The organism is Streptomyces sp. NPDC039424 (assembly GCF_055639495.1).
On the sequence record NZ_JBVKAI010000014.1, the window covers coordinates 180,230 to 199,877 of the forward strand.

The 19,648-nt window shown below is 71.6% G+C and carries 16 protein-coding genes; 8 read left to right on the top strand and 8 right to left on the bottom strand.

The window, feature by feature from the left end; translation table 11 throughout:
* Nucleotides 1-92: 92 nt before the first annotated feature.
* A complete protein-coding gene (locus ACZ7L0_RS30370) occupies nucleotides 93-3,050 on the top strand; it encodes a trypsin-like peptidase domain-containing protein (RefSeq protein ID WP_471245710.1) in 2,958 nt (985 codons plus the stop codon).
* Nucleotides 3,051-3,216: 166 nt separating this feature from the next.
* A complete protein-coding gene (locus tag ACZ7L0_RS30375) occupies nucleotides 3,217-4,164 on the top strand; it encodes a bifunctional riboflavin kinase/FAD synthetase (protein WP_471245711.1) in 948 nt (315 codons plus the stop codon).
* Nucleotides 4,165-4,238: 74 nt separating this feature from the next.
* Here the strand turns inward: ACZ7L0_RS30375 and ACZ7L0_RS30380 are convergent, their stop codons facing one another.
* The 3 genes from ACZ7L0_RS30380 to eccE all read right to left on the bottom strand — a co-directional run bounded on the left by ACZ7L0_RS30380 (nucleotide 4,239) and on the right by eccE (nucleotide 10,216).
* Nucleotides 4,239-7,763 (bottom strand): SCO5717 family growth-regulating ATPase, encoded by a 3,525-nt coding sequence (locus tag ACZ7L0_RS30380; RefSeq protein WP_471245712.1) that lies wholly within the window; start codon nucleotides 7,761-7,763, stop codon nucleotides 4,239-4,241.
* A 333-nt stretch (nucleotides 7,764-8,096) separates the two neighbouring features.
* Entirely contained in the window at nucleotides 8,097-8,873 is a 777-nt protein-coding gene (locus ACZ7L0_RS30385) for a hypothetical protein (protein ID WP_471245713.1), read from the bottom strand.
* Nucleotides 8,870-10,216, bottom strand: coding sequence for a type VII secretion protein EccE (eccE, locus tag ACZ7L0_RS30390; RefSeq protein WP_471245714.1), 1,347 nt, complete (start codon nucleotides 10,214-10,216; stop codon nucleotides 8,870-8,872). Before eccE ends, ACZ7L0_RS30385 begins: the two co-directional genes overlap by 4 nt.
* Before the next feature lie 186 nt (nucleotides 10,217-10,402).
* Between eccE and eccB the strand changes: the two genes are divergently transcribed.
* From eccB to ACZ7L0_RS30405, 3 genes are read left to right on the top strand one after another with little or no spacing between them, the layout of a single operon-like run.
* Complete coding sequence (gene eccB, locus ACZ7L0_RS30395; protein WP_471245715.1) at nucleotides 10,403-11,926, top strand: type VII secretion protein EccB; 1,524 nt, start codon at nucleotides 10,403-10,405, stop codon at nucleotides 11,924-11,926.
* Nucleotides 11,927-11,945: 19 nt separating this feature from the next.
* The gene (mycP, locus tag ACZ7L0_RS30400; protein ID WP_471245716.1) at nucleotides 11,946-13,181 is read left to right on the top strand and encodes a type VII secretion-associated serine protease mycosin; all 1,236 of its coding nucleotides are present in this window, start codon (nucleotides 11,946-11,948) and stop codon (nucleotides 13,179-13,181) included.
* The gene (locus ACZ7L0_RS30405; protein WP_471245717.1) at nucleotides 13,178-14,677 is read left to right on the top strand and encodes an outer membrane protein assembly factor BamB family protein; all 1,500 of its coding nucleotides are present in this window, start codon (nucleotides 13,178-13,180) and stop codon (nucleotides 14,675-14,677) included. The genes mycP and ACZ7L0_RS30405 overlap by 4 nt, the downstream gene beginning before the upstream one ends.
* A gap of 65 nt (nucleotides 14,678-14,742) precedes the next feature.
* On the opposite strand, the gene ACZ7L0_RS30410 is transcribed toward ACZ7L0_RS30405, so the two are convergent.
* Nucleotides 14,743-15,036, bottom strand: coding sequence for a DUF397 domain-containing protein (locus ACZ7L0_RS30410; RefSeq protein ID WP_471245718.1), 294 nt, complete (start codon nucleotides 15,034-15,036; stop codon nucleotides 14,743-14,745).
* A 283-nt stretch (nucleotides 15,037-15,319) separates the two neighbouring features.
* On the opposite strand from ACZ7L0_RS30410, the gene ACZ7L0_RS30415 reads away from it, so the two are divergent.
* The 3 genes from ACZ7L0_RS30415 (at nucleotide 15,320) to ACZ7L0_RS30425 (ending at nucleotide 16,237) form a co-directional block, all read left to right on the top strand.
* Nucleotides 15,320-15,658: a WXG100 family type VII secretion target gene (locus tag ACZ7L0_RS30415; protein WP_471245719.1), complete on the top strand. Its 339-nt coding sequence runs from the start codon at nucleotides 15,320-15,322 to the stop codon at nucleotides 15,656-15,658.
* A gap of 32 nt (nucleotides 15,659-15,690) precedes the next feature.
* The gene (locus tag ACZ7L0_RS30420; protein WP_471245720.1) at nucleotides 15,691-16,002 is read left to right on the top strand and encodes a WXG100 family type VII secretion target; all 312 of its coding nucleotides are present in this window, start codon (nucleotides 15,691-15,693) and stop codon (nucleotides 16,000-16,002) included.
* Nucleotides 16,003-16,075: 73 nt separating this feature from the next.
* Nucleotides 16,076-16,237: a hypothetical protein gene (locus ACZ7L0_RS30425; protein WP_471245721.1), complete on the top strand. Its 162-nt coding sequence runs from the start codon at nucleotides 16,076-16,078 to the stop codon at nucleotides 16,235-16,237.
* Here the strand turns inward: ACZ7L0_RS30425 and ACZ7L0_RS30430 are convergent.
* From ACZ7L0_RS30430 to ACZ7L0_RS30445, 4 genes are all read right to left on the bottom strand, one after another.
* On the bottom strand, nucleotides 16,215-16,988 hold the full coding sequence (locus ACZ7L0_RS30430; RefSeq protein ID WP_471245722.1) for a hypothetical protein: 774 nt from the start codon (nucleotides 16,986-16,988) through the stop codon (nucleotides 16,215-16,217). The genes ACZ7L0_RS30425 and ACZ7L0_RS30430 overlap by 23 nt on opposite strands.
* Nucleotides 16,982-17,563 (bottom strand): DUF6199 family natural product biosynthesis protein, encoded by a 582-nt coding sequence (locus tag ACZ7L0_RS30435; protein ID WP_471245723.1) that lies wholly within the window; start codon nucleotides 17,561-17,563, stop codon nucleotides 16,982-16,984. The genes ACZ7L0_RS30430 and ACZ7L0_RS30435 overlap by 7 nt, the downstream gene beginning before the upstream one ends.
* A 319-nt stretch (nucleotides 17,564-17,882) precedes the next feature.
* The gene (locus ACZ7L0_RS30440) at nucleotides 17,883-18,515 is read right to left on the bottom strand and encodes a hypothetical protein (RefSeq protein WP_471245724.1); all 633 of its coding nucleotides are present in this window, start codon (nucleotides 18,513-18,515) and stop codon (nucleotides 17,883-17,885) included.
* A 472-nt stretch (nucleotides 18,516-18,987) separates the two neighbouring features.
* Complete coding sequence (locus ACZ7L0_RS30445) at nucleotides 18,988-19,635, bottom strand: hypothetical protein (protein WP_471245725.1); 648 nt, start codon at nucleotides 19,633-19,635, stop codon at nucleotides 18,988-18,990.
* Between the last annotated feature and the right edge of the window lie 13 nt (nucleotides 19,636-19,648).

Sequence of the window (19,648 nt, forward strand, 5' to 3'; positions counted from 1 at the left end):
AGGGGGCGCTTTCGGCGCAAGATCTGTTCCGCTGATCACTCCACGCATACCGTCGGAGACCGGGCACGGTGCACGGGCGTGGAGGTTCGATCATGGCGGGACGGGGCCGGAGCGTGGGCGGCGCCGGGGAGACCTTCGACGCGTACCTGGTCCGGATCCGCGACGAGGCCGGCCGCCCGTGCGGCATCGGTTTCCTGGCCGACCACCACGGCACGGTCGTCACCAGCCACGAGGCCGTCGACGGTCTGCCCCGGCTGGTGCTGCACACCCCCGGCGGTCCGACCCGCGCCGTGACCGCCGACGCCGTCACCCCGCTGCCCGCCCTGGACCTCGCCCTGATCCGCACCGAGGGCCTAGGCGTGGAACCGCTGCCGGTGGGCGTACGGGACCGGATCGCGCCCGGCACGTACGTCCGCATCGCCGCCGACTGCTGGCGCGAGGCACGGATCCTCGACGCCACCGGGGTGACGTACACGGCCACGGACCACTCCCATCCCCTCACCGGCGCACTGGAGTTGGCGATCGGCACGGCGGGCCGGGACGCGCTGCGGCCGGGCGGCGGGGTGGCCGGCGGGCCGGTGCTCGACGCGGATACCGGCGCCGTCCTCGGCGTCCTCGGCACGGCCCTGCGGTCCGGTGACCGCGACACGGGGTTCGCCGTCCCCCTGTGCCGCGCCGACGGCCCGCTCACCGAACTGCTCACCCGCAACGCCGCGACCGTCCCCGCGTACGGAGCCGACCTCAACCTCGCGGGCGTCCTGGAACTGACCGCCACCTCGGTGGGGCAGGACGGGCCGCCCGGAGCACCCGCCGGCCCCGTCGGCCCGGTCGAACCGGTGGAACGGGCGGAGATCGTACGGCAGTTGACGTCCTTCACCGAGAGCGGCGACGGCGCTGTCCTCGGCCTCGTCGGCGCCCCGGGCAGCGGCCGTACGACGGAACTCGCGGCCCTCGCCGCCCGGCGCGACCGCAGAGCCGAACCGGCCCCCACGCTGTGGCTGCGCGGCGCCGACCTGAGGGAAGCCGACGACTCGGTGGCCGACGCCGCGCGCCGCGCCCTGGAGCGGGCCGCCCGTATCGTCGCCGCCTCCCGGCCGCCGCTTCCCGGGGGCCCGAGCGACCCGGGGGACGTCACACCGGAACGCCTCGCCGGGGTCGCCGCCCGGGCCGGCCGCCCCCTGCTGCTCCTGCTCGACGGCCCCGAGGAGATGCCCCTCGCCCTCACCCGCCGGCTCCCCGAGTGGACCGCGGGGACGGCACAGTGGCTGCGGGCGAACGGGGCGCGGCTGGTGGTGGCGTGCCGGGAGGAGTACTGGGAGAGCGCCGGGGCGGACTTCCCGACCCGCGTACACCTGACCGACCTCACCCCCGACGAGGCCCGCCGGGCCCGCGCCCGCTACGCCGTCCCGGAAGGGGCCCTCACCGACCGCGACGCCCGCCACCCGCTCACCCTCCGCCTCCTGTCGGAGGTGCGTGCCGCCCTGCCGGACGCCCCGGCGACCCCCGTCGACCGGCATGAGGTCTTCTCGGCCCACCTGGACCTGATGTGCCTGCGCGTCGCGGTCCGCCTCGCCGCCGAGAACGGCCTGCGCGGCACCGCCGTACGCCGTCTCGCGGCCCGGGTCGCCGGCCAGGTCCACGAGGCCGCCCGGCGCAGCCTCGGCCCGGGCCAGGGCGAGCTGGACCGGGCCTCCTTCGAGGCGGTGTTCCCCTGGGGGCCCGCCCCGTCCTGGCTGGGCGGGGGCACCGGCTGGGCGTCCGCGGTGCTCACCGAGGGCCTGCTGGTGCCCGCCGGCGGCGGCTACCGCTTCGCCCACGAGGAGCTCGCCGACTGGCTCCAGGGCATGCACCTCGACCTGGACGAGGCCCTGCGCTCCCTGGTCCACCGCCGAACCCCGCGGGCGGACCACGCCCAGATCGTCCCGCACCACCGCATCGGCCCCGTCGCCCAGGCACTGCTCCTCCTTCCCCGGCAGCAGGGCACCGGCCAACTCGCCCGCCGGCTGGAGGAACTGGTCCACGCCCTGGACGCGGACCCCGCCTCCTGGTGGGCCGCCCGCCTGCTCGCCCAGGTGCTGCCGGGGGTCCCCGACGCCACGCCGTACACCGGCGTGCTCCGCCTGCTGGCCGACCGCGTCGTCACCTGGCGGCGCCGCTCACGTCCCGTCCCCGGGGAGTTCGGCCCCGCCTTCTGGACCGCCCTGCCGATCCCGGACCCCGAGCGCTTCGACCTCCTGCGGCGACTGGTCCAGGCGGACGGGACACCGCAGGAGACCTCGGAGGCGGGGACCGCCACCGCTCCTCGTCACCTCGACGCGGTGGCCCGGCTCCTCGCCGCCGACCCCGCCGCCGTACAAGCGCATCTGACCCGGTGGTTCGACGACGAGCGGCCGCTGCTCGCGACTCCGCACGCCACCGTGGCCACGGCCGCGCAGGCACTGCTGCACACCCACCGGCACCGCGCGCCGGACGACCTCATCGACGTACTCGTCGACAGCGCGCACCCGCGCGGCGACGAGCTGCTCGCGGTGCTCGCCGAGGACGAGCCGTCCGCCCTCTGCCGGGCCGTCGACCGCTGGGCGCGCGACGAGCGCCCGGCGCGGCGGGCGGCGGCCGCGGCGTACGGGCCGCGCGCCGCATCCCACGTCCGTACCGATGCCGACCGCGAGCTCCTGCGCCGCGCCGCCCTCGCCCTGCTGGCCCGCCCCGCCGACCGCGACCTGCACGGCGGCGCGCTCGCCCTCCTCGTCCAGGATCCCCACACCCGGGCCCGCCACCTCCCGCAGGCGCTGCGGCACTTCGCCGCCGGCGATCCACGGTTCCCGTCGAGTGCCCTGCTCCCGGCCCTCGCCACGCACCTCGACCCGGTCCTCGCCGCCTTCCGCGCCCGGCTGCGCGCCGGAGTGGACCGGGGGGAGACGCTGCGCACCCTCGCCGACGTCACCGCGCCCCCGCTGGCCCGCCGGGTCGCCGCGCTGGTCCGCGAGGCGGGAGAGCCGGAGCCGGAGACGGGCCCGCTCCTCGTGCGCACCCCGATGGTGCGACCGTGATCGGGATTCCGGCGGGGGCGCGGCTCCCGGCCTGACGAGGGTCCGTGGACGTGCGCCCGGTCACAGCCCCCATGCCGATGCGGGCCCGGGGCACCCGGCATGGCACCCTTAGACCTGCGTAAGCGGTCAACGGTAGATACGGACAAGGGTTCGAGGAGCGGTCACAGTGCAGCGCTGGCGTGGCTTGGAGGACATCCCCCAGGACTGGGGGCGCAGCGTCGTCACCATCGGCTCCTACGACGGAGTGCACCGCGGCCACCAGCTGATCATCAAGCACGCCGTGGACCGCGCCCGCGAGCTGGGCGTCCCCTCCGTCGTCGTCACCTTCGACCCGCACCCCAGCGAGGTCGTCCGTCCCGGCAGCCACCCGCCGCTGCTCGCCGCGCACCACCGCCGCGCCGAGCTGATGACGGAGCTGGGCGTGGACGCGGTGCTGATCCTGCCGTTCACCACCGAGTTCTCGAAGCTGTCCCCGGCCGACTTCGTCGTCAAGGTCCTGGTGGACAAGCTGCACGCCAAGGCGGTCGTCGAGGGCCCGAACTTCCGCTTCGGCCACAAGGCCGCGGGGAACGTCGAGTTCCTCACCGACCAGGGCAAGGTCTACGACTTCGTGGTCGAGGTCGTCGACCTGTACGTGACCGGCGCGGCGGGCGGCGGCGAGCCCTTCTCCTCGACCCTGACCCGGCGCCTGGTCGCCGAGGGCGACGTCGAGGGCGCCCGCGAGATCCTGGGCCGCCCGCACCGCGTGGAGGGCGTGGTCGTGCGCGGCGCCCAGCGCGGTCGCGAGCTGGGCTTCCCCACGGCCAACGTGGAGACCCTCCCGCACACCGCGATCCCGGCCGACGGCGTGTACGCCGGCTATCTGCACGCGCAGGGCGAGGTGATGCCGGCCGCGATCTCCGTCGGCACCAACCCGCAGTTCGACGGCACCGAGCGCACGGTGGAGGCCTACGCCATCGACCGCGTCGGCCTCGACCTCTACGGGCTGCACGTCGCCGTGGACTTCCTCGCGTACGTGCGCGGCCAGGCGAAGTTCGACTCGCTCCAGGCGCTGCTCGAACAGATGGCGGAGGACGTGAAGCGCTGCCGGGAGCTGATCGCGGCGGAGGAGTAGGCGCCGGGCGGGTCTCCACGACGGCGAAGGGCGGCCGGTGCTGGTGAGCACCGGCCGCCCTTCCTTGTGCCGCGTTACTGCTGGGGCGGAGCCTGCGGGGGGTACGGCTGGCCGGGCTGCGGGTAGGGCTGCCCGGGCTCTCCCGGCTGACCCTGCTGCGGCGGGTAGGGCTGGCCCGGGGCCGGGGGATAGGGCTGGCCGGGGGCCTGCGGCGGGTAGGGCTGGGCGGGCGGCTGGGGGGCGTAGGGCTGGCCCTGCTGCGGGTACGGCTGGCCCTGCTGCGGGTACGGCTGCTGCCCCGGCATCGGCTGACCCGGCATCGGCGGGGCGGCCACCGGCGGCGGGTTGCCGTCGCTGGTCCACAGCCCGTGCATCTGCTGGTGCCGGACGAAGTCCTCCGCGACCATCGCCGCGAGGTTGAAGTACGCCTCCCGCACCTTGGGCCGCATCATGTCGAGATCGACCTCGGCACCGGCGGCCAGATGCTCGTCGAAGGGCACCACGACCACACCCCGGCAGCGCGTCTCGAAGTGCGACACGATGTCCTCGACCTTGATCATCTTGCCGGTCTCGCGCACCCCGGAGATGACGGTGATGGACCGCGAGACGAGGTCGGCGTACCCGTGCGCGGACAGCCAGTCCAGCGTCGTACTCGCGCTGCTCGCACCGTCCACCGACGGCGTGGAGATGATGATCAGCTGGTCGGCGAGGTCGAGCACACCGCGCATGGCGCTGTAGAGCAGACCCGTACCCGAGTCGGTGAGGATGACCGGGTACTGCCTGCCCAGGACGTCGATCGCGCGCCGGTAGTCCTCGTCGTTGAAGGTCGTCGAGACGGCCGGGTCGACGTCGTTGGCGATGATCTCCAGCCCGGACGGCGCCTGGGAGGTGAACCGCCGGATGTCCATGTACGAGTTGAGGTACGGGATCGCCTGGACGAGGTCACGGATGGTCGCCCCCGTCTCGCGGCGCACCCGGCGGCCGAGCGTACCGGCGTCCGGGTTCGCGTCGATGGCGAGGATCTTGTCCTGCCGCTCGGAGGCGAGGGTGGAGCCCAGCGCGGTCGTCGTGGTCGTCTTGCCGACACCGCCCTTGAGGCTGATGACGGCGATCCGGTAGCAGGACAGCACCGGCGTCCGGATCAGCTCCAGCTTCCGCTGCCGCTCCGCCTCCTCCTTCTTCCCGCCCAGCTTGAACCGCGACGCCGCCGCAGCGGGCCGCCCGCTCTTCGCCTTCTGCTTCTTGTTGTTGAGCAGCCGGTCGGACGACAGCTCCACGGCAGCGGTGTAACCCAGCGGCGCCGCCCCCGGGTTGGTCATCTGCCGCTGGTCGTGCTGGATGGGCTGCGGCCAGGCGGCCCCGGCACGGGGGTCGACGGGAGCCTGCGGGGCCTGCGGCGCCTGAGCGGCGTGCGGGGGCTGCGGCTGGGCCTGGTCCTGCTGGGCCGGGGGCTGGGGGAAGCCGTAGCCGGCGGGCGCGTTGGGGCCGGGGGCGGCCGGCGCCGCGGGTGCGCCCGGGGAGTGCGGGAAGCCGTAGCCGGGGGGCTGCACCGGCGGCTGTACGGGGGGCTGGGCTTCCGGCGTGGGGGCGGGCGCGGGGGGTTGCGGCTGGGCCTGGTCCTGCTGGGCCGGGGGCTGGGGGCCAGGGGCGGCTGCGGCGGCACCGGGCTGCGGGAAGCCGTACCCGGCCTGCTGGTTGGGCGCGGGGGGAGCGGCGTGGGGCGGCTGCGGTGCCGGTGCCGGTGCCGGTGCCCCAGGGTGCGGGAAGCCGTAGCCGGGGCCGGGCTGGTTGGGGGGTGCGCCTGCGGGGCCGGTGGGCTGCGGGAAGCCGTACCCGGCCTGGGGGTTGGGTGCGGGAGGTGCGGCGTGGGGCGGCTGCGGTGCGGTCGGGGCCGGTGCGCCGGGGTGTGGGAAGCCGTAGCCGGGGCCGGGCTGGTTCGGGGGTGCGCCTGCGGGGCCGGTGGGCTGCGGGAAGCCGTACCCGGCCTGGGGGTTGGGTGCGGGAGGTGCGGCGTGGGGCGGCTGCGGTGCCGCCGGGGCGTACGGCTGGCCCGGCTGGGGGGCAACCGGCGGCGCCGGGGGCTGGTTCCAGGCGGCGGGCGCGGGCTGCGGCGCCTGGGGCTGGAACGGCGGCTGCTGCGCGGGCGCCGGTCCCTGCGCGGTGGTCGGCTGCGGCTGCCCGGGCGTCGGCTCCGGCTGCTGCGGTCCCGGCTGTGCGGGCCACTGCGCCGCCGGAGCGGGGGCGGCGGGCTGGTACGACGGCGGCAGCGGCGGCACTCCGCCCTGCGACGTCGGCGGGGGAGCCCAGGCGGGCGGAGCGTCCTGGGGGACAGGCGGTGCGGCGTCCTGCGGGGCGGGGGCGTGGGGTGCGCTGTCCTGCGGCGCGGCGTCCGCGGACGCCGCGTCGGAGACGCTCGCAGCGGCGCTGTCCTCCGAACCCGGCGAACCCGACGGACCCGACGAGGCCTCCGAGGCCTCGGCCTCTGCCTCGGCAGGCGGGGCGTCAGCCGGAACGGGGCCCTGAACCTCGGCCTCCGCGTCGCCGCCCTCGGCCTCCGCCGTCACGGAGTCCTCGATCTCGGCCTCGGCCTCCGCTGCCTGCTCGGCACCGTCGGATTCGGCGTCCGAGGACCCGCCGTCCTCCGAAAGGGCAGCCTCGGAGTCACCGTCCGCCGCGTCGGCCTCCTCGGACCCGGCTTCCTCGGACTCCTCCTCCACCGCGGCAGCACCCTGCGGCGCGACTTCCTCGGCCTGGTTCTCCGCAGGCTCGTTCACCTCCGCGGAGTCAACGACCCCGCTCTCCACGGCATCGTCGCCCTCGCCCCGGGCGGACGCGTCGGCGCCCTCGGGCGCACGGAGGGCGACCACATCGGCCCCGTCCGCGCCTTCGGCCTCGGCCTCGGCCACAGCCTTCGGCCCGTCACTCTCGGACGCGGCGGCCCCCTCCGCGACCGCGGCCATCTCGCGCTTCAGCGCGACGGCCGAGAACCGCATGGTGGCGCCACTCTCCAGATCACCGTTACCGGGCTCCGGCTCGACCACTCCAGGAGACGCGGGAGCGGCGGGAGCGGCCGGCGGCGCCGCGGGCGCGGGCGGAGCCCACGGCTGCTGCGGGGCCTGCGGCTCGAACCCGCTACCCACCGGCAGCCTCGGCACCGCGCCGGGCGCCCCAGTGGGCGGAGCGGGCGGCGCGGGCGGCGTGAAGGGTGCCCCCGGCGCGGGAGCCGGGGCGGGCGGCGTGAAGGGCGCGCCGGGAGCCACGGCACCGGGCGCCTGCGCCGCGTGCGGAGGAGGCGCCAGCCCCGGAATCGGAGCACCCCCGGCATCCGCGAACGGCGAACCGGGCGCCCCGGCCGCACCAGGCGTGCCAGAAGCACCGGAAGCACCGGAAGCCCCACCGGCCGGGGAGGATCCGGCGCCGCCCGAGCCCTGCTCCGAGCCCGGCGTACCGCCCGCCTGCGACGCGTTCTGCGTGTACCAGGCAGGCGGCGCGTAGTCGATGGTGAACTCGCCCGTCGTCTCGATGCCGGACTCCGCGTCGGGCTGGTCATCGCCGGGTGTGGCCCAGCCCCCGCGGATCCCGTCCCGATCGCTGCTCACAATTCCTCCTGGTGTGGTCGAGCACCCTCATGCCGTGCCGGGGCGACCATGTCGTGTCGTTCTCAGTCGTCCGTAGTCGTTGGAGGCAGTCCGTCCACCGGCTCTCCCCCTGGGCCATGGATGCCCGGTCCACGGGTTTCTGGCATCGCGCCCGGTCCCAGCCTAATCACCACGAGCCGCACCCGGGCATGCCCGTCCGCCCCTCAGCACCGGCCCACCAGGTCACACCCCGCCAGGAAGTGGCGTACGCGGCCGTCCTATTGACACACCCTTGCCGAATAAAGCGGACAAGGGTCATCAAGTCGGGTCAACTATCCACCCGTTCGCCAGTCGTCAGTCCATCCGCCGTGGCGTACCCAACAATCCGATCTCGGCATCGGTCGGCTGCGTCATGACGTACTGCCGGTCGCGGTCGGTGCACCACAGGGTGACACCATCGGCGAGCGTCGGAAGCGCCTCCATCTCGACCCGGTTCAGCCCCATGGTGCGGCCCAATTCCGCGGCCTCGTCCGGCGAGACCCGCTGGATGCCCGCGAGCCGTGCCTGGCGCAGCAGTCGGGGCGCCACCGGGCTGAGGTACGGCAGCAGCGTCAGCACCGACTGCCAGGGGCCGGACGCGACCCGCCCCCGCGGCGGCCGCATGCCGCAGTCCCGCACCACCAGCACCGGCGTTCCGGCCGACGCGCCCTGCGGCGGAACCCGGCCCACGTCGTACACGGCGAGGCCGTTCTGACCGCCACCCATGGCGTGCACCATCTGTATCCAGGCCTGCGCCCGCCCGGTCTCCACGGCGACCCGCGCGCCCGTCGCCGCGGCCCGCAGCGCGAGCACCTGCGCGGTCCACAGTCCGCCGATCAGTACGACGTCGTACGCCGTGGGCCGGTTGAGCCCCAGCACGGCCGGCTGCCCCTCGGCGTCCACACCGGCCACGACCCCGTCGTCGCCGATCGGCAGCGCGAGCGAGTCCAGCAGCTGCGCCGGCAGCGCGTGCCGCCCGTGCCGGGGGCCGAGCAGCCCGAAGCCATTGCGCAGCCGGGCGGTCACCCGCTGGACCGGCGAGGACCCGGCGCCCTCCGGGTCGGCGGCCCGCTGTGTCGTCGGGGTCGTCACCGCACACCTCCGAGGGGCAACGTGGCGAGCATGCCGGGCAGTTGCTCCCGGTCGAGTCGGGCGAGTCCCGCTCCCGCCTGCCGGGCGGCACCCTCCAGCGCGCGACGGGCCGCGACCAGTTCGTCATCGCTGCGGCCGGTCACCCGCAGATGCCCGCACAGGGATATCTCCTGCCGCTCGCCGGGCGCGAGGGTGAGGCTGAAAGTGGTGGCGAGCGCGGGTACCGCGGTGATCCCGGCGATCAGCTGCGGCAGCGACGCGCCTCGGTCACCGCCCAGTTGGGGCCACCGGCGGATCCAGTACGTCGTGTGGCGGCGGTTGTCGCAGCGCCAGCTCCGGCCGGACTCCTGCGTCCGCCGCTCGCGCGCCTCGGTCCGCCCGGCCTCCGCCGTCACCAGGGGGTTGGCGCAGGCCGACGTGGCGAGCGCGGCGACGAGTTCCTCCTCGTCGAGCACGGTCGCCCGGAACCCGGCCCCCGTCAGCCGGCTGGCGAGATGATCGGCCGCACGGACCACGCACTTCTGCGCGCCCAGGAGGCCGCCCCCGCGAGCGGCCACGGCTTCCGCGCACAGCTCCGGATCCAGCTTCAGCGCGATCCAGGTGATGCGCACCGCCGGAGCGCCGGTCTGCTCCTGCAGGGGCAGGTAGTTGGCGACGGCCACGGACTGCTGGGGCAGGTGCAGCGCGGGCGCCGGCTGCGTGTGCAGCACGATCTGCGCCGACTCCAGCCGGATGCCGTCCACGTCGAGGGCGTCCCGCACCAGCCCGAGCGGCAGCGGCTGACGGCTCCGCTCGGCCCGCAGCGCGGTGGCGTCGGCCTCCACCTGAAGGACGGCGGTGACGAAGGTGCCGTCGCCGACGACGCCCACGGGCCGCCGGTCCCGTACCCCGTAGGAGTACGTCCGCAGAGCCGGCTCGCACTCCACGGCGGGTACCAGCGCCGGTTCGGTGCCCGGCGGTATCGGGGTGTTCGCCGCCCGGCGCTGACGGGCCCTGAACTGCCGTGCGTTGGCCAGCCATTCGGGCAGCGAGCGGCCCCGGCGGCGGACCACGGCGAGCAGCACCAGCGCCACGGCGACCAGCCCCGCCGGTACCAGTGCCACCGGGGCGATCGCCCAGCCGGTGACCAGGACGGCCACCGCGAGCTCCAGCAGCACGAGCCGTTGCAGGCGGAACGAGCCGCCCTGCCCCGGCCGAACCCTGAGATGCAGCGCACCCGAGGTGCCCTGCCCTTGCCGCCGCGACTGGTCCGCCGACGGCCGCGGAGCCGATTCCGGGCCGGGCGCCGCGGCACCCTGGACCCGCGACCGCCCGCGCGACCGCGTCCGAGTACCGGAAGCCATCACTCGATCCCCCCGTTTTGCTCACAACTCGCTGGTACCGCCGCCCCACTTGGGGTGCCGGAAGGCCCGGGTACCCTACCCGCTCCGCCGGCCACTGCGGACACCAGGCATAGTAGGGGGCCGGTCTGACATCGGAGGGCGGTGAGGCACGCCTCCGGATGCGACAACGGGGAGAAACAGTCACTCATGGCATCACGGCGGGACGAACTCAACGCCTATACGTTCGCGAAGAGGCGCACCCTCGCGGCCTTCCTCCAGCCGTCACCCTCCGGGTCGGAGGAAGGCGCCCCCAAGCCGCTGCGCGCGGTCGTGCCGAGCCTGGTCGCCGGCGCGCTGACACTGGCCGTCTTCGGCGCCTGGGGCATGTTCCAGCCCACCGCGCCCGCGGGCTGGGACAAACCCGGCACCCGGGTCATCGTGGGCAAGCAGTCCACGACCCGCTACGTCGTCCTCAAGACCGGCAAGGCCACCCGCCTGCACCCGGTCCTGAACCTCGCCTCCGCACGCCTGCTGATGAACGACGCCGGCTACGAGGTCGTCCAGGTCAGCGATGACATCCTCGACTCGGGCAAACTGCCGCGCGGCCCGATCCTGGGCATCCCCTACGCCCCGGACCGCCTCCCCTCCGCCGACGAGGCCGGGAAGGCCAAGCGCTGGGCCGTCTGCGAGCAGCCCGGCGGCAAGGGCGAGACCGTCCAGGAGGCGACCTTCGTCCTCGCCCAGCGGGACGCGGCGAAGACCGACGGTTCGCGCCGCCTCGCCGGCGGCGACGTGCTCTACGTGAAGACCCGCGCCGGCGCCCGCTACCTGGTCGACGCGCGCGGCACGTCGTACGCCGTCACCGGCTCCGAGTCCGACGCGCTGACGACCGCGCTGGTCGGCTCCCGCAAACCGCAACTGGTCACCAAGGAATGGCTCGCCACCCTGCACCAGGGCGCGCCCATCCGCTTCCCCCAACTGCCCTCCGGCGTCGGCTCGCCCGCCGACGTCCCCGGTCAGCTCTCCGCCGAGGAGAACAAGGTCGGCATGGTCCTTCGGACCGAGACCGGCGAGGGGACCAAGTACTACGTCGTCCTGCCCGGCAAGGTGCAGCCGATCAGCGAGTTCACCGCCTGGCTGCTGATCTCCTCGCCCCAGACGGCCCGGCTCGACATGAACGGCCAGGCGCGCACCGTCGGCCTACAGGACTTCACCGCCGACACCGAACCGTTCGCCGGCCAGCCCGCCGACTGGCCCCGCGAGCGGGCCGACCAGGTCAATTCCGCCTCCTCGGCATCGGGCCGTGACACCGTCTGCAGCGTGCTGCGCGACGTCGACGACGACAACTCGGCGACCCTGAGCACCTGGGCGGGCACCGACTATCCGGCCGAGATCACCGCCGACGGCACCAGCACCTACGTCACCCCCGGAACGGGCCTGCTCTACACCCAGTTCCAGGGCACCGAGACCGGCGCCGGAGCGCTCTTCCTCGTCACCGACACCGGCCTGCGGTACGCCGTCCAGGCCAACGGGGACAGCGACAGCCGGAAGTCGGACATCGGCGCCGACGGCAAGAAGACCTCGGACGGCAGCCCCGAGCCCAGCGAGGCCCAGGTCAAGCTCGGCTACCAGAACGTGAGGCCCGCCAAGGTGCCCGCGGTGTGGTCGGAGTTCCTGGCGAAGGGGCCGCGCCTGGACACCAACGGAGCCCGGCAGCCCCAGGGTTCGTGACCCCCCTCTGCACCCGGACATGACGAACAGGAGCGCCGCACGCGTGCTGCCGACGAAGGCAACTCTGCTGACCGCCGCCGTGCTGCTGACCACCCTCGGCGCGGCCCCGCCCGCACCCCCCCTCCGGCTGGACGGCAGCGGAGAGTGCACCTTCCCCGCCAAGTCGATCAAGGGCACGCCCTGGTCGCTGCAGCGCGTCCTGCTCGACGAGCTCTGGCAGGGCACGAACAAGGGCAAGGGGGTGCGCGTGGCCGTCATCGACACCGGCGTCGACGACAAGAACCCGCAGCTCACCCCCGTGGTCGACAAGGCGGCCGGCCGTGACTTCCTCACCAAGGGCAAGGGCGGCGACCCGACCGACGACCAGGTCGGGCACGGCACCAAGGTCGCGGGCATCATCGCGGCCCGCCCCCGCTCGGGCACGGGCTTCGTCGGCCTCGCCCCGAACGCCACCGTCATCCCCATCCGCCAGAACGACGCGGACAACAGCGGCGACTCGGACACGATGGCCGACGCCATCGACTACGCCGTCGCTCAGCGCGCCGACGTCATCAACATCTCCCAGGACACCACCAAGCCGCTGTCGAACACCTCCGCCCTGGCGCGGGCGGTCCGCAAGGCGATCGACGCGAAGGTCGTCGTGGTCGCCTCCGCGGGCAACGACGGCCTCGACGGCGAGGTCAAGAACACCTACCCGGCCGCCTTCGAGGGAGTTCTCGCCGTCGCCTCCTCCGACCGCAACAACGAACGCGCCACCTTCTCCCAGGCCGGCACCTTCGTGGACGTGGCGGCCCCCGGCGTGGACATCGTGTCCACCGTGCCCGGCGGCGGCCAGTGCACCGACAACGGCACCAGCTTCTCGGCCCCCTTCGTCGCGGGCGTCGCGGCGCTGCTCAAGGAGAAGTACCCCCGCTGGACCCCCGCCCAGATCATCACCCGGATCGAGCAGACGGCGGAGCGTTCCATCAACGGGCACGACAACTACGTCGGCTGGGGCGTCGTCGACCCGGTCCGCGCCGTCCAGGAGGCCGACACCGCCGACCCGGCGTCCTCTCCCACGCCCGACCCCGGCCTCAGCAAGGCCCCGGTCCCCGACGTGGCACGGTTCTCCCTCGCGGAGACCCCGGAGGAACGCAACCAGCGCTACGCCACCTACGGCCTGGGCATCACCGTCGTCCTGGTGGCGATCATCACCGGTACCGCCGTCGTCACGCGCGACCTGCGCCGCCGCCACAGAAAGGAACCCTCAGCGTGAGCTTCGGCCCGCCCCCGTCCGTGTACACCGAGTCCGCGCTGGCGGCGGACAAGACGCGGCGCAAGCGCCTCAGACGCACCCTGGGCGTCGTGGCCGCCGGCACGGCCGCCGCCCTCTGCCTGGGCGCCGGCCTGCTCTGGTACCGCTCCGCGGACCAGGGCCCGGAGAAGGTGGCCCAGGCGACCCACCAGGCACCCGACGAGATACGGGAAACCGTCGAGAAGGCCCCCGTCTCACCCGAGGGCCAGATCGTGACCCAGCACAACGAGGAGAAGCTCTCCAAGAACACCGAGAGCAACCCGCGCTACGCGCCCGGCACCTGGGCCACCGGAAAGATCGTCGCCAGAGGCGTCGCCAACCGCATCGAGGGCTACAAGATCGAGCCCACGTACGACGAGACGGCCTGGACCCTCAAGCTGGACGGCCACATCTGCGCCACCAGCGAGCACGTCACCGCCGACGGCCGTACCGCGGTCGTCATCCAGCCTCCCCTGGCCAAGGGCGCCAAGACGAGGGTCTGCGACCAGGTGGTCTTCTTCGACCTCGACACCGGCAAGAAGCTGTGGCAGAAGAAGATACCGGCCGCCGACTTCGCCTACGTCACCAACACCAACCTCACCCTGACGAAGGGCGTCGTCGCCGTGGCCTGGGGCCACGGCTCGGTGGCGTACGACATGAAGTCCGGCGATCGGCTCTGGAACACCACCACGACCTCGCGGTGCCGCGACAACGGCTTCGCCGGCGGACGCGCCTTCCTCGCGCTGGTCACCTGCGGTGAGGGCCCCGACGCCACCTACCGCGTGGAGAAACTGAACCCGCGCACGGGCAAGACCCGGTGGACGTACAAGCTCGCCGAGGGCATCCAGCGCGCCTACCTCCCCTCCTCCGACCCGCCCGTCGTGGCCGTGGCGGCGGGCGACAGCCAGGTCACCGACCTGATCACCCTCGACCCCGCCCAGGGCAAGCGCCGGGCCACCATCTCGATGGGCGGCTACGAGCCCGAGTGCGGCACCCGGTACTTCTTCTCGCCCTTCTTCGGCACGGTGGACAAGTGCGACGGCCTGGTCGTGGGCCGCACCCAGCTCTACGTCATGAGCAAGGAGGACACCGACATCAAGCAGCCCTCCAACTGGATCGTGGCCTTCGACATCGCCAAGGGAACCTCCGCCGGCAAGTTCGAGGGCCGCCCCTTCCAGACGGTCGTCCCCCTCCGCACGAGCGGCGACGACCTGCTCATCTACCGCCGCAGCTACGACTCCGTCCAGCCCGCGGCCGTGGTCGCCTGGAACCCCCGCACCGACAAGGAGACGCCCTACCTCCTCTTCCACCTCCTGGAAGACGAGGAGAACGAACTCCGCGACCCGGAGAAGACGGACATCGTGTACGAGAAGGGCCACATCTTCTTCGGCCCACGCGAACTGGTCCGCGACGACGAAGAACCCACGTACCCGGTCCTGTCGGTCCTCGGGGTCGGGACGGCGGGGCTGAAGCACTGAGGCGGTACGCGTAAGGGGGGCGGCACGCGCGCGTGCCGCCCCCCTCGACTTGCCACTGACGGGACCTACTCGGCCGCCGGACCGCCGCTGTGCGGCGCCGGTTCCAGGTCGAACTCCCCGTCCCGCGCGCCGAGCACGAAGGCCCGCCACTCCGCCTCCGTGTACCGCAGTACGGTGTCCGGGTCGAGCGAGGACCGCATGGCCACGGCTCCGCCGGGAAGGTAAGCGATCTCGACCCGCTCCTCGTGCTCCTCGGTACCCGGCGCGCACTGCCACTCGACGCCGGAGATGTCGAGCGCGTACAGCTCGTCCCGCTCGCGCTCCTTGCGTGCCTTGATCTCCTCAGCCGTCTCCGCCATCGCGCAGCGACCCCTTCCCGACGTACCAACGCTGTGCGGGCCACAGTACTGGCCGACGGAACTGCCCTGTATCGCCTTTGCAGTTGGAAGCGCCACGTCAAGTGACTAGAGTGGCTGCCGGTATCACTTCTGTGGTACGGCACGGGGGCGGCGCGACGCTGCGGCCACGCGTCGCGTGGGAGCGCAGCAGGTCTTGGCCCGCCAGGAGAGCCCGGGGAGTCGTCCGGGCAAACCCGTCGCGGTGGTGAAGGTCACCGTCGCTTCAAGAGGAGGGCAAGAACGTATGGCGCAGGGGCAGGCGCACAGCGCACACGAGCTAACGAAGCTTGCGAACGACATCCGCGACTTCCACCACCAGGTGAGCGAGCGGGTGACCTCGCTCAACCGAGTGGTGGACATGATCCAGGCCGGCTGGCAGGGCGCGGCGGGCAAGGAGTTCGACTCGGTGCAGCAGGGTGTGAACAGGCACCTCAAGAAGCTCCAGGACGACCTCGTCGACCTCGAGGAGGCGATGAGGGCGAGCGTCGGCGGCTTCTCCGACCAGGAGCAGGAGCGCATCTCCGACATCCGGAAGGTGGACAACTCCTACGAGGTCAAGAGCAGCATCACCGAACTCGCCTGAGTCCGACGCCATTCACGAGGGAGATACGCATCATGAGCTTCAGCGCCGACCGCACCGCCGTCAACTACGACACAGTCACCCAGGCCGCGAGCGACGTCCGCAGCACGGCCAAGAACCTGGCGGACCAGCTCGAACACCTCATGAGCCGGGTCAAGGCCGTCGCCGAGACCTGGGAGGGTGAGGCCAAGACGGCCTACGGCGAGATCCAGCGCGACAGCAGCGAGCAGATGGACCAGATGACCCAGAAGCTGTCCCGCATCGCCCAGCTCCTGGACGACTCGGTCATCGGCTACCAGGACACGGACAAGGGCAACGCGGCCCGCTTCCGCATGCTGATGGGCTGATCCACACCAGCCCCAGGGGAGGCGGCACCAGCCGCCTCCCCTCCAGCCTCCAACGACCCCGGGACCGAAGCCGATGCTCCCCACCCTGCTCACGACAGCCGCAGGCCGCTACCGCCACCACTACGGCACCCATTCGGGCGGAGGCGGCGGCCTGGCCTGGTGGGGATGGCTGCTCCTGATCGCGGCCGTGATCTTCTTGATCTGGCTGCTGGTCAAGCACCGGGCCCAGGAGTAGCGGCAACGCGAGGCAGGACAGGTGGCGAGCGGTGGAGCCGCGCGTCAGAACGCTGAGCGAACTGCCGCAGTACGCGCCGTCTCTCAGCCCTCGAAGTACACCCCGGAAGTCGCCTTCGGCGATCCTCTGCCAGGTGGGATCCGGCACAACCGAGCTTGTCGGCCACCTGGTGAGCTGCCGCATTCATCACCAGCATCTGCTTGTCGGCCGTTTCCTTGCCGGGAACATCGACCTTGTTCTCCCGCTCCAGAGTCCCATTGACGATGACGCTCTTGCGCGGACTCGACATGCGGCAGTGGAAGTAGATCGACGCAAGCCGATCCGATGCCATGGCGGAGGCGCCGGTGTCGTAGAAAGTGAAGGTCTTCTCGCTCTCCGAGTTCGCCTTGCTGACGGTCGCAGCCTCTCGGAAATAGATCGTGATGACCGGATCACTGCTGTCGACGGCCTTCAGGGCGCAGAGCGGCGAGCCCTGAAGTTCACCCGTGCTGCTGACCTTTCCATCGGAAGAGCGGAGCGATGCGAGCGTTTCCTTCGGCTTGGAGGTGGAGTCGGTGAAGTGGTCCGTGCCGCCGATCCGGGAGAGGGCGGACGCGACATCAGGCTGCGCGGCGAAGTGGTCGCAAACCGCCCGGCTCCTTTCGCCCGAGACGTTGCCATCTGTTCCGCACGCTGTCGCAGTCGCCGCCAGGGCAGCAGCCGCCACCGCTATCGTCTTCGCGCTGCGCCTGATCCTTCTTCCGGTCAGCATCGTCCCTCACTCACACTCGCCTTCAGGTCGTACGCGGGCACGTAGCTCCCCGGCTGATCTCCGACGCCGGGCACGCTGAACCCACCGTCGTCCGACAGGGACCGGGAGATGCTCATGCAGTAGGCGGCGTCGGTGCCATCGGCGGTCACGACATAGTCCCCCGCTTTGGACTCCGGGTCGGGATCGGCAGCCTCAACACTTACCGCGTAACCGGGCCCCATCCCCTCCCCGGCATCGGTGACCGCGTCCTCGATCAGCTCGGAGTAATCCTCGGCCGGCGCACTGACCTGAGGCTCGTCCTCAAGCGAGGAGGCCGCCTGGGCAACCGCCTGCCCCAACTCCTCCCCGCTCCAGGAGTGCTTGTCAGCGGCGTCCATCGCGCTGCATCCCTGGAACACCAGCACCGCGGCCGCGACGAACAACACCCCACGCTGCCAGGCGAATGCCGCATCCGAAGGCTCGTTGGCCTCAGGATTCCTGAACCGCCAGGCGGCGAAGCGCCAGTAGAGCTTGCGTTGATCGGCGAGGCCGAGCGCCACGAGCAGAGCGGCGAGCAAGAAAAAGAAGACACCCATCCCGGTCACCGGAGGTACATCAATCCCATGGTGACGACGACTGCCGCAAGCGGCAGCGCGATCAACTGCAGCTGCCGATACGAGGCGCTCTTGGAGTGCCTCAGATCAAGATCGGCTCTGTGCTCACTGGCCAAGTGTTCACCCGCGTGCTCCAGATACGTCTTCCGCAGACTCAGCGGTGAGTCTGTCCAACCGCAGCTGGTGCAGACGAGGGTGCTCTGGCCGGTGTCCCGGGCGAAGTTCCGATTCAGGTTGACCGTGTAGGTCTGCCCGCCTGCGGTTGTCGCGGTGATGTGATGGGTTACGGACATGGAAGGCGTCAGCTCTTGTCGAGGGGGAGAGGCTTCATCGCCTCCGGCGATGGAAAACTGATCTCATTCTCACATTTGAGGAATTTCGTCATCTTGAGGGAAGAGTTGAAGAGGATCCTGAATCGCGTCTTCACGGAGAGATCCAGGTCGTTGTAGAGGCTGCCCGTCACGGAAAGCGGAGTGCTCTCATCCTTCAACTTGCACGAGAAATAGACGTCGGCGCTCCCTGATTCCGTCGTCGCCTGCATGCCTGAACCGAGCTTGTAGGCTTTATAGGAGCTGAAGCTCCGGTTCTCCTCCTCCGGGAAGAGGCTCCCCGACCCTGGAGTGAACTTGATCCACAGGGCATCATCCCCGGATGCCGAGGCGTCCTCGATGGCGATCTGGCATACATATGCAGTGCGATCGTCATCGAGCAGGGTTTTCGCTGCAGAAGCGTGTGACTCCTTTGTGGTGGAGCCGTCATATGCGCGACTGAAATTGTCGCTTTCCTGGGCCTCTTTGACTGCTGCAGAATCGATGATTCCATCGCAAGCGTTTTTCAGCGCTTCCCCTCCATGGGGCGGCTTGTCTTCTCCGCATCCAGTGCAGGCCAGCAGGATAAGCGCTGCCCCAAGGGTAGTGACGCGATAGCGGCTCACCGGCGGCCTCCGTCCGTGCGGTCTGATGTATTCGGACCCCGATCGTGTGAATTCAGGACGTCGTCCGTCAAGTCCTGACCGTCGTATTCCATCGCGCAGAGAAGTGCCGGTGTCATTGAACAACATGCCCAAGATCGCTAAAGGGGCGTCACTGTCATGCGATCCGCAGTTACTGTGTCTGTCGGCAGGAGTACAAGCACAAACAAGGCCCCCGCTCACGTCGGACGACGGATCCTGGTGCCAGGTATCGACCGTGTTCCACCTCCGCGCCGGCTATTCCGGTCATCGGGCGTTCACTCAGGACTTCAGATCTCGACTCAAGCCTGAACTCTTGAGGCGCGAGAGCTGCTTTGCCAGCCTGTATGAAGCTTAGTTGAGCAACTACATGTTCCCCTTGTAGGAAACCTTTCCACGGCCTGCCGGTGTGTAACGGAAGTCGGTCTCGACGACCGGAAAACCGCCCATCCACCGCTCAGTTGTCGGAGAGCTCCGGAGGGCCGTCGGGCAGCGAGACCGGAGCGGAGCAGTGCGCGGCGTCCTGAGCGTGCTTGGCGAAGGCGACTGCGATTTCGGCGAGGTCCGAGCGGCGCGACGAAGAGTCCGTGCCGGAATCTGAAGCCACCGTGATGCTCAGGTTCCTGGCTGCCGTGAGCTTTGATCCCTCCGGACTGCACTTCAGATAGATCGCAGCGGAGCGAGCAGCAGAGATGCCCTTCCCCTTGCCACCGACGGAAAACTGCTTCCTGCCGCTCGAAGGTCCAAGGTCCCCGTTCCCGGCCAGAGCCTTTTCCCAAGTGCTGACGTCCCCGCTCTGGGCCAGCTCGGCGGTCGCGACCAGCCGGGTCTTGCCGTCTGCGGTGACGAAGCAGGAGGACCGGTAACTGTCGGTGGACGACGAATCCGTCGACCGTGAGTTCATAGCTTTCGCCGAACCGACGGTGCGGACCAGTGCCTTCCAGGAGCTGGAGCCCGAGGCTAGCTGCGGGCAGGAATCCCGAAGCGAGGCGGACTGCGAGCTGTCGGACGACTTGTCTGCGACGAAATATCCGACCGCGCCACCGATTAGAAGGGTGACCGCCGAGGTGACAGCCACGTGTTTCGTGCCCAACATGTTACTCATCTCGGATCTGTAG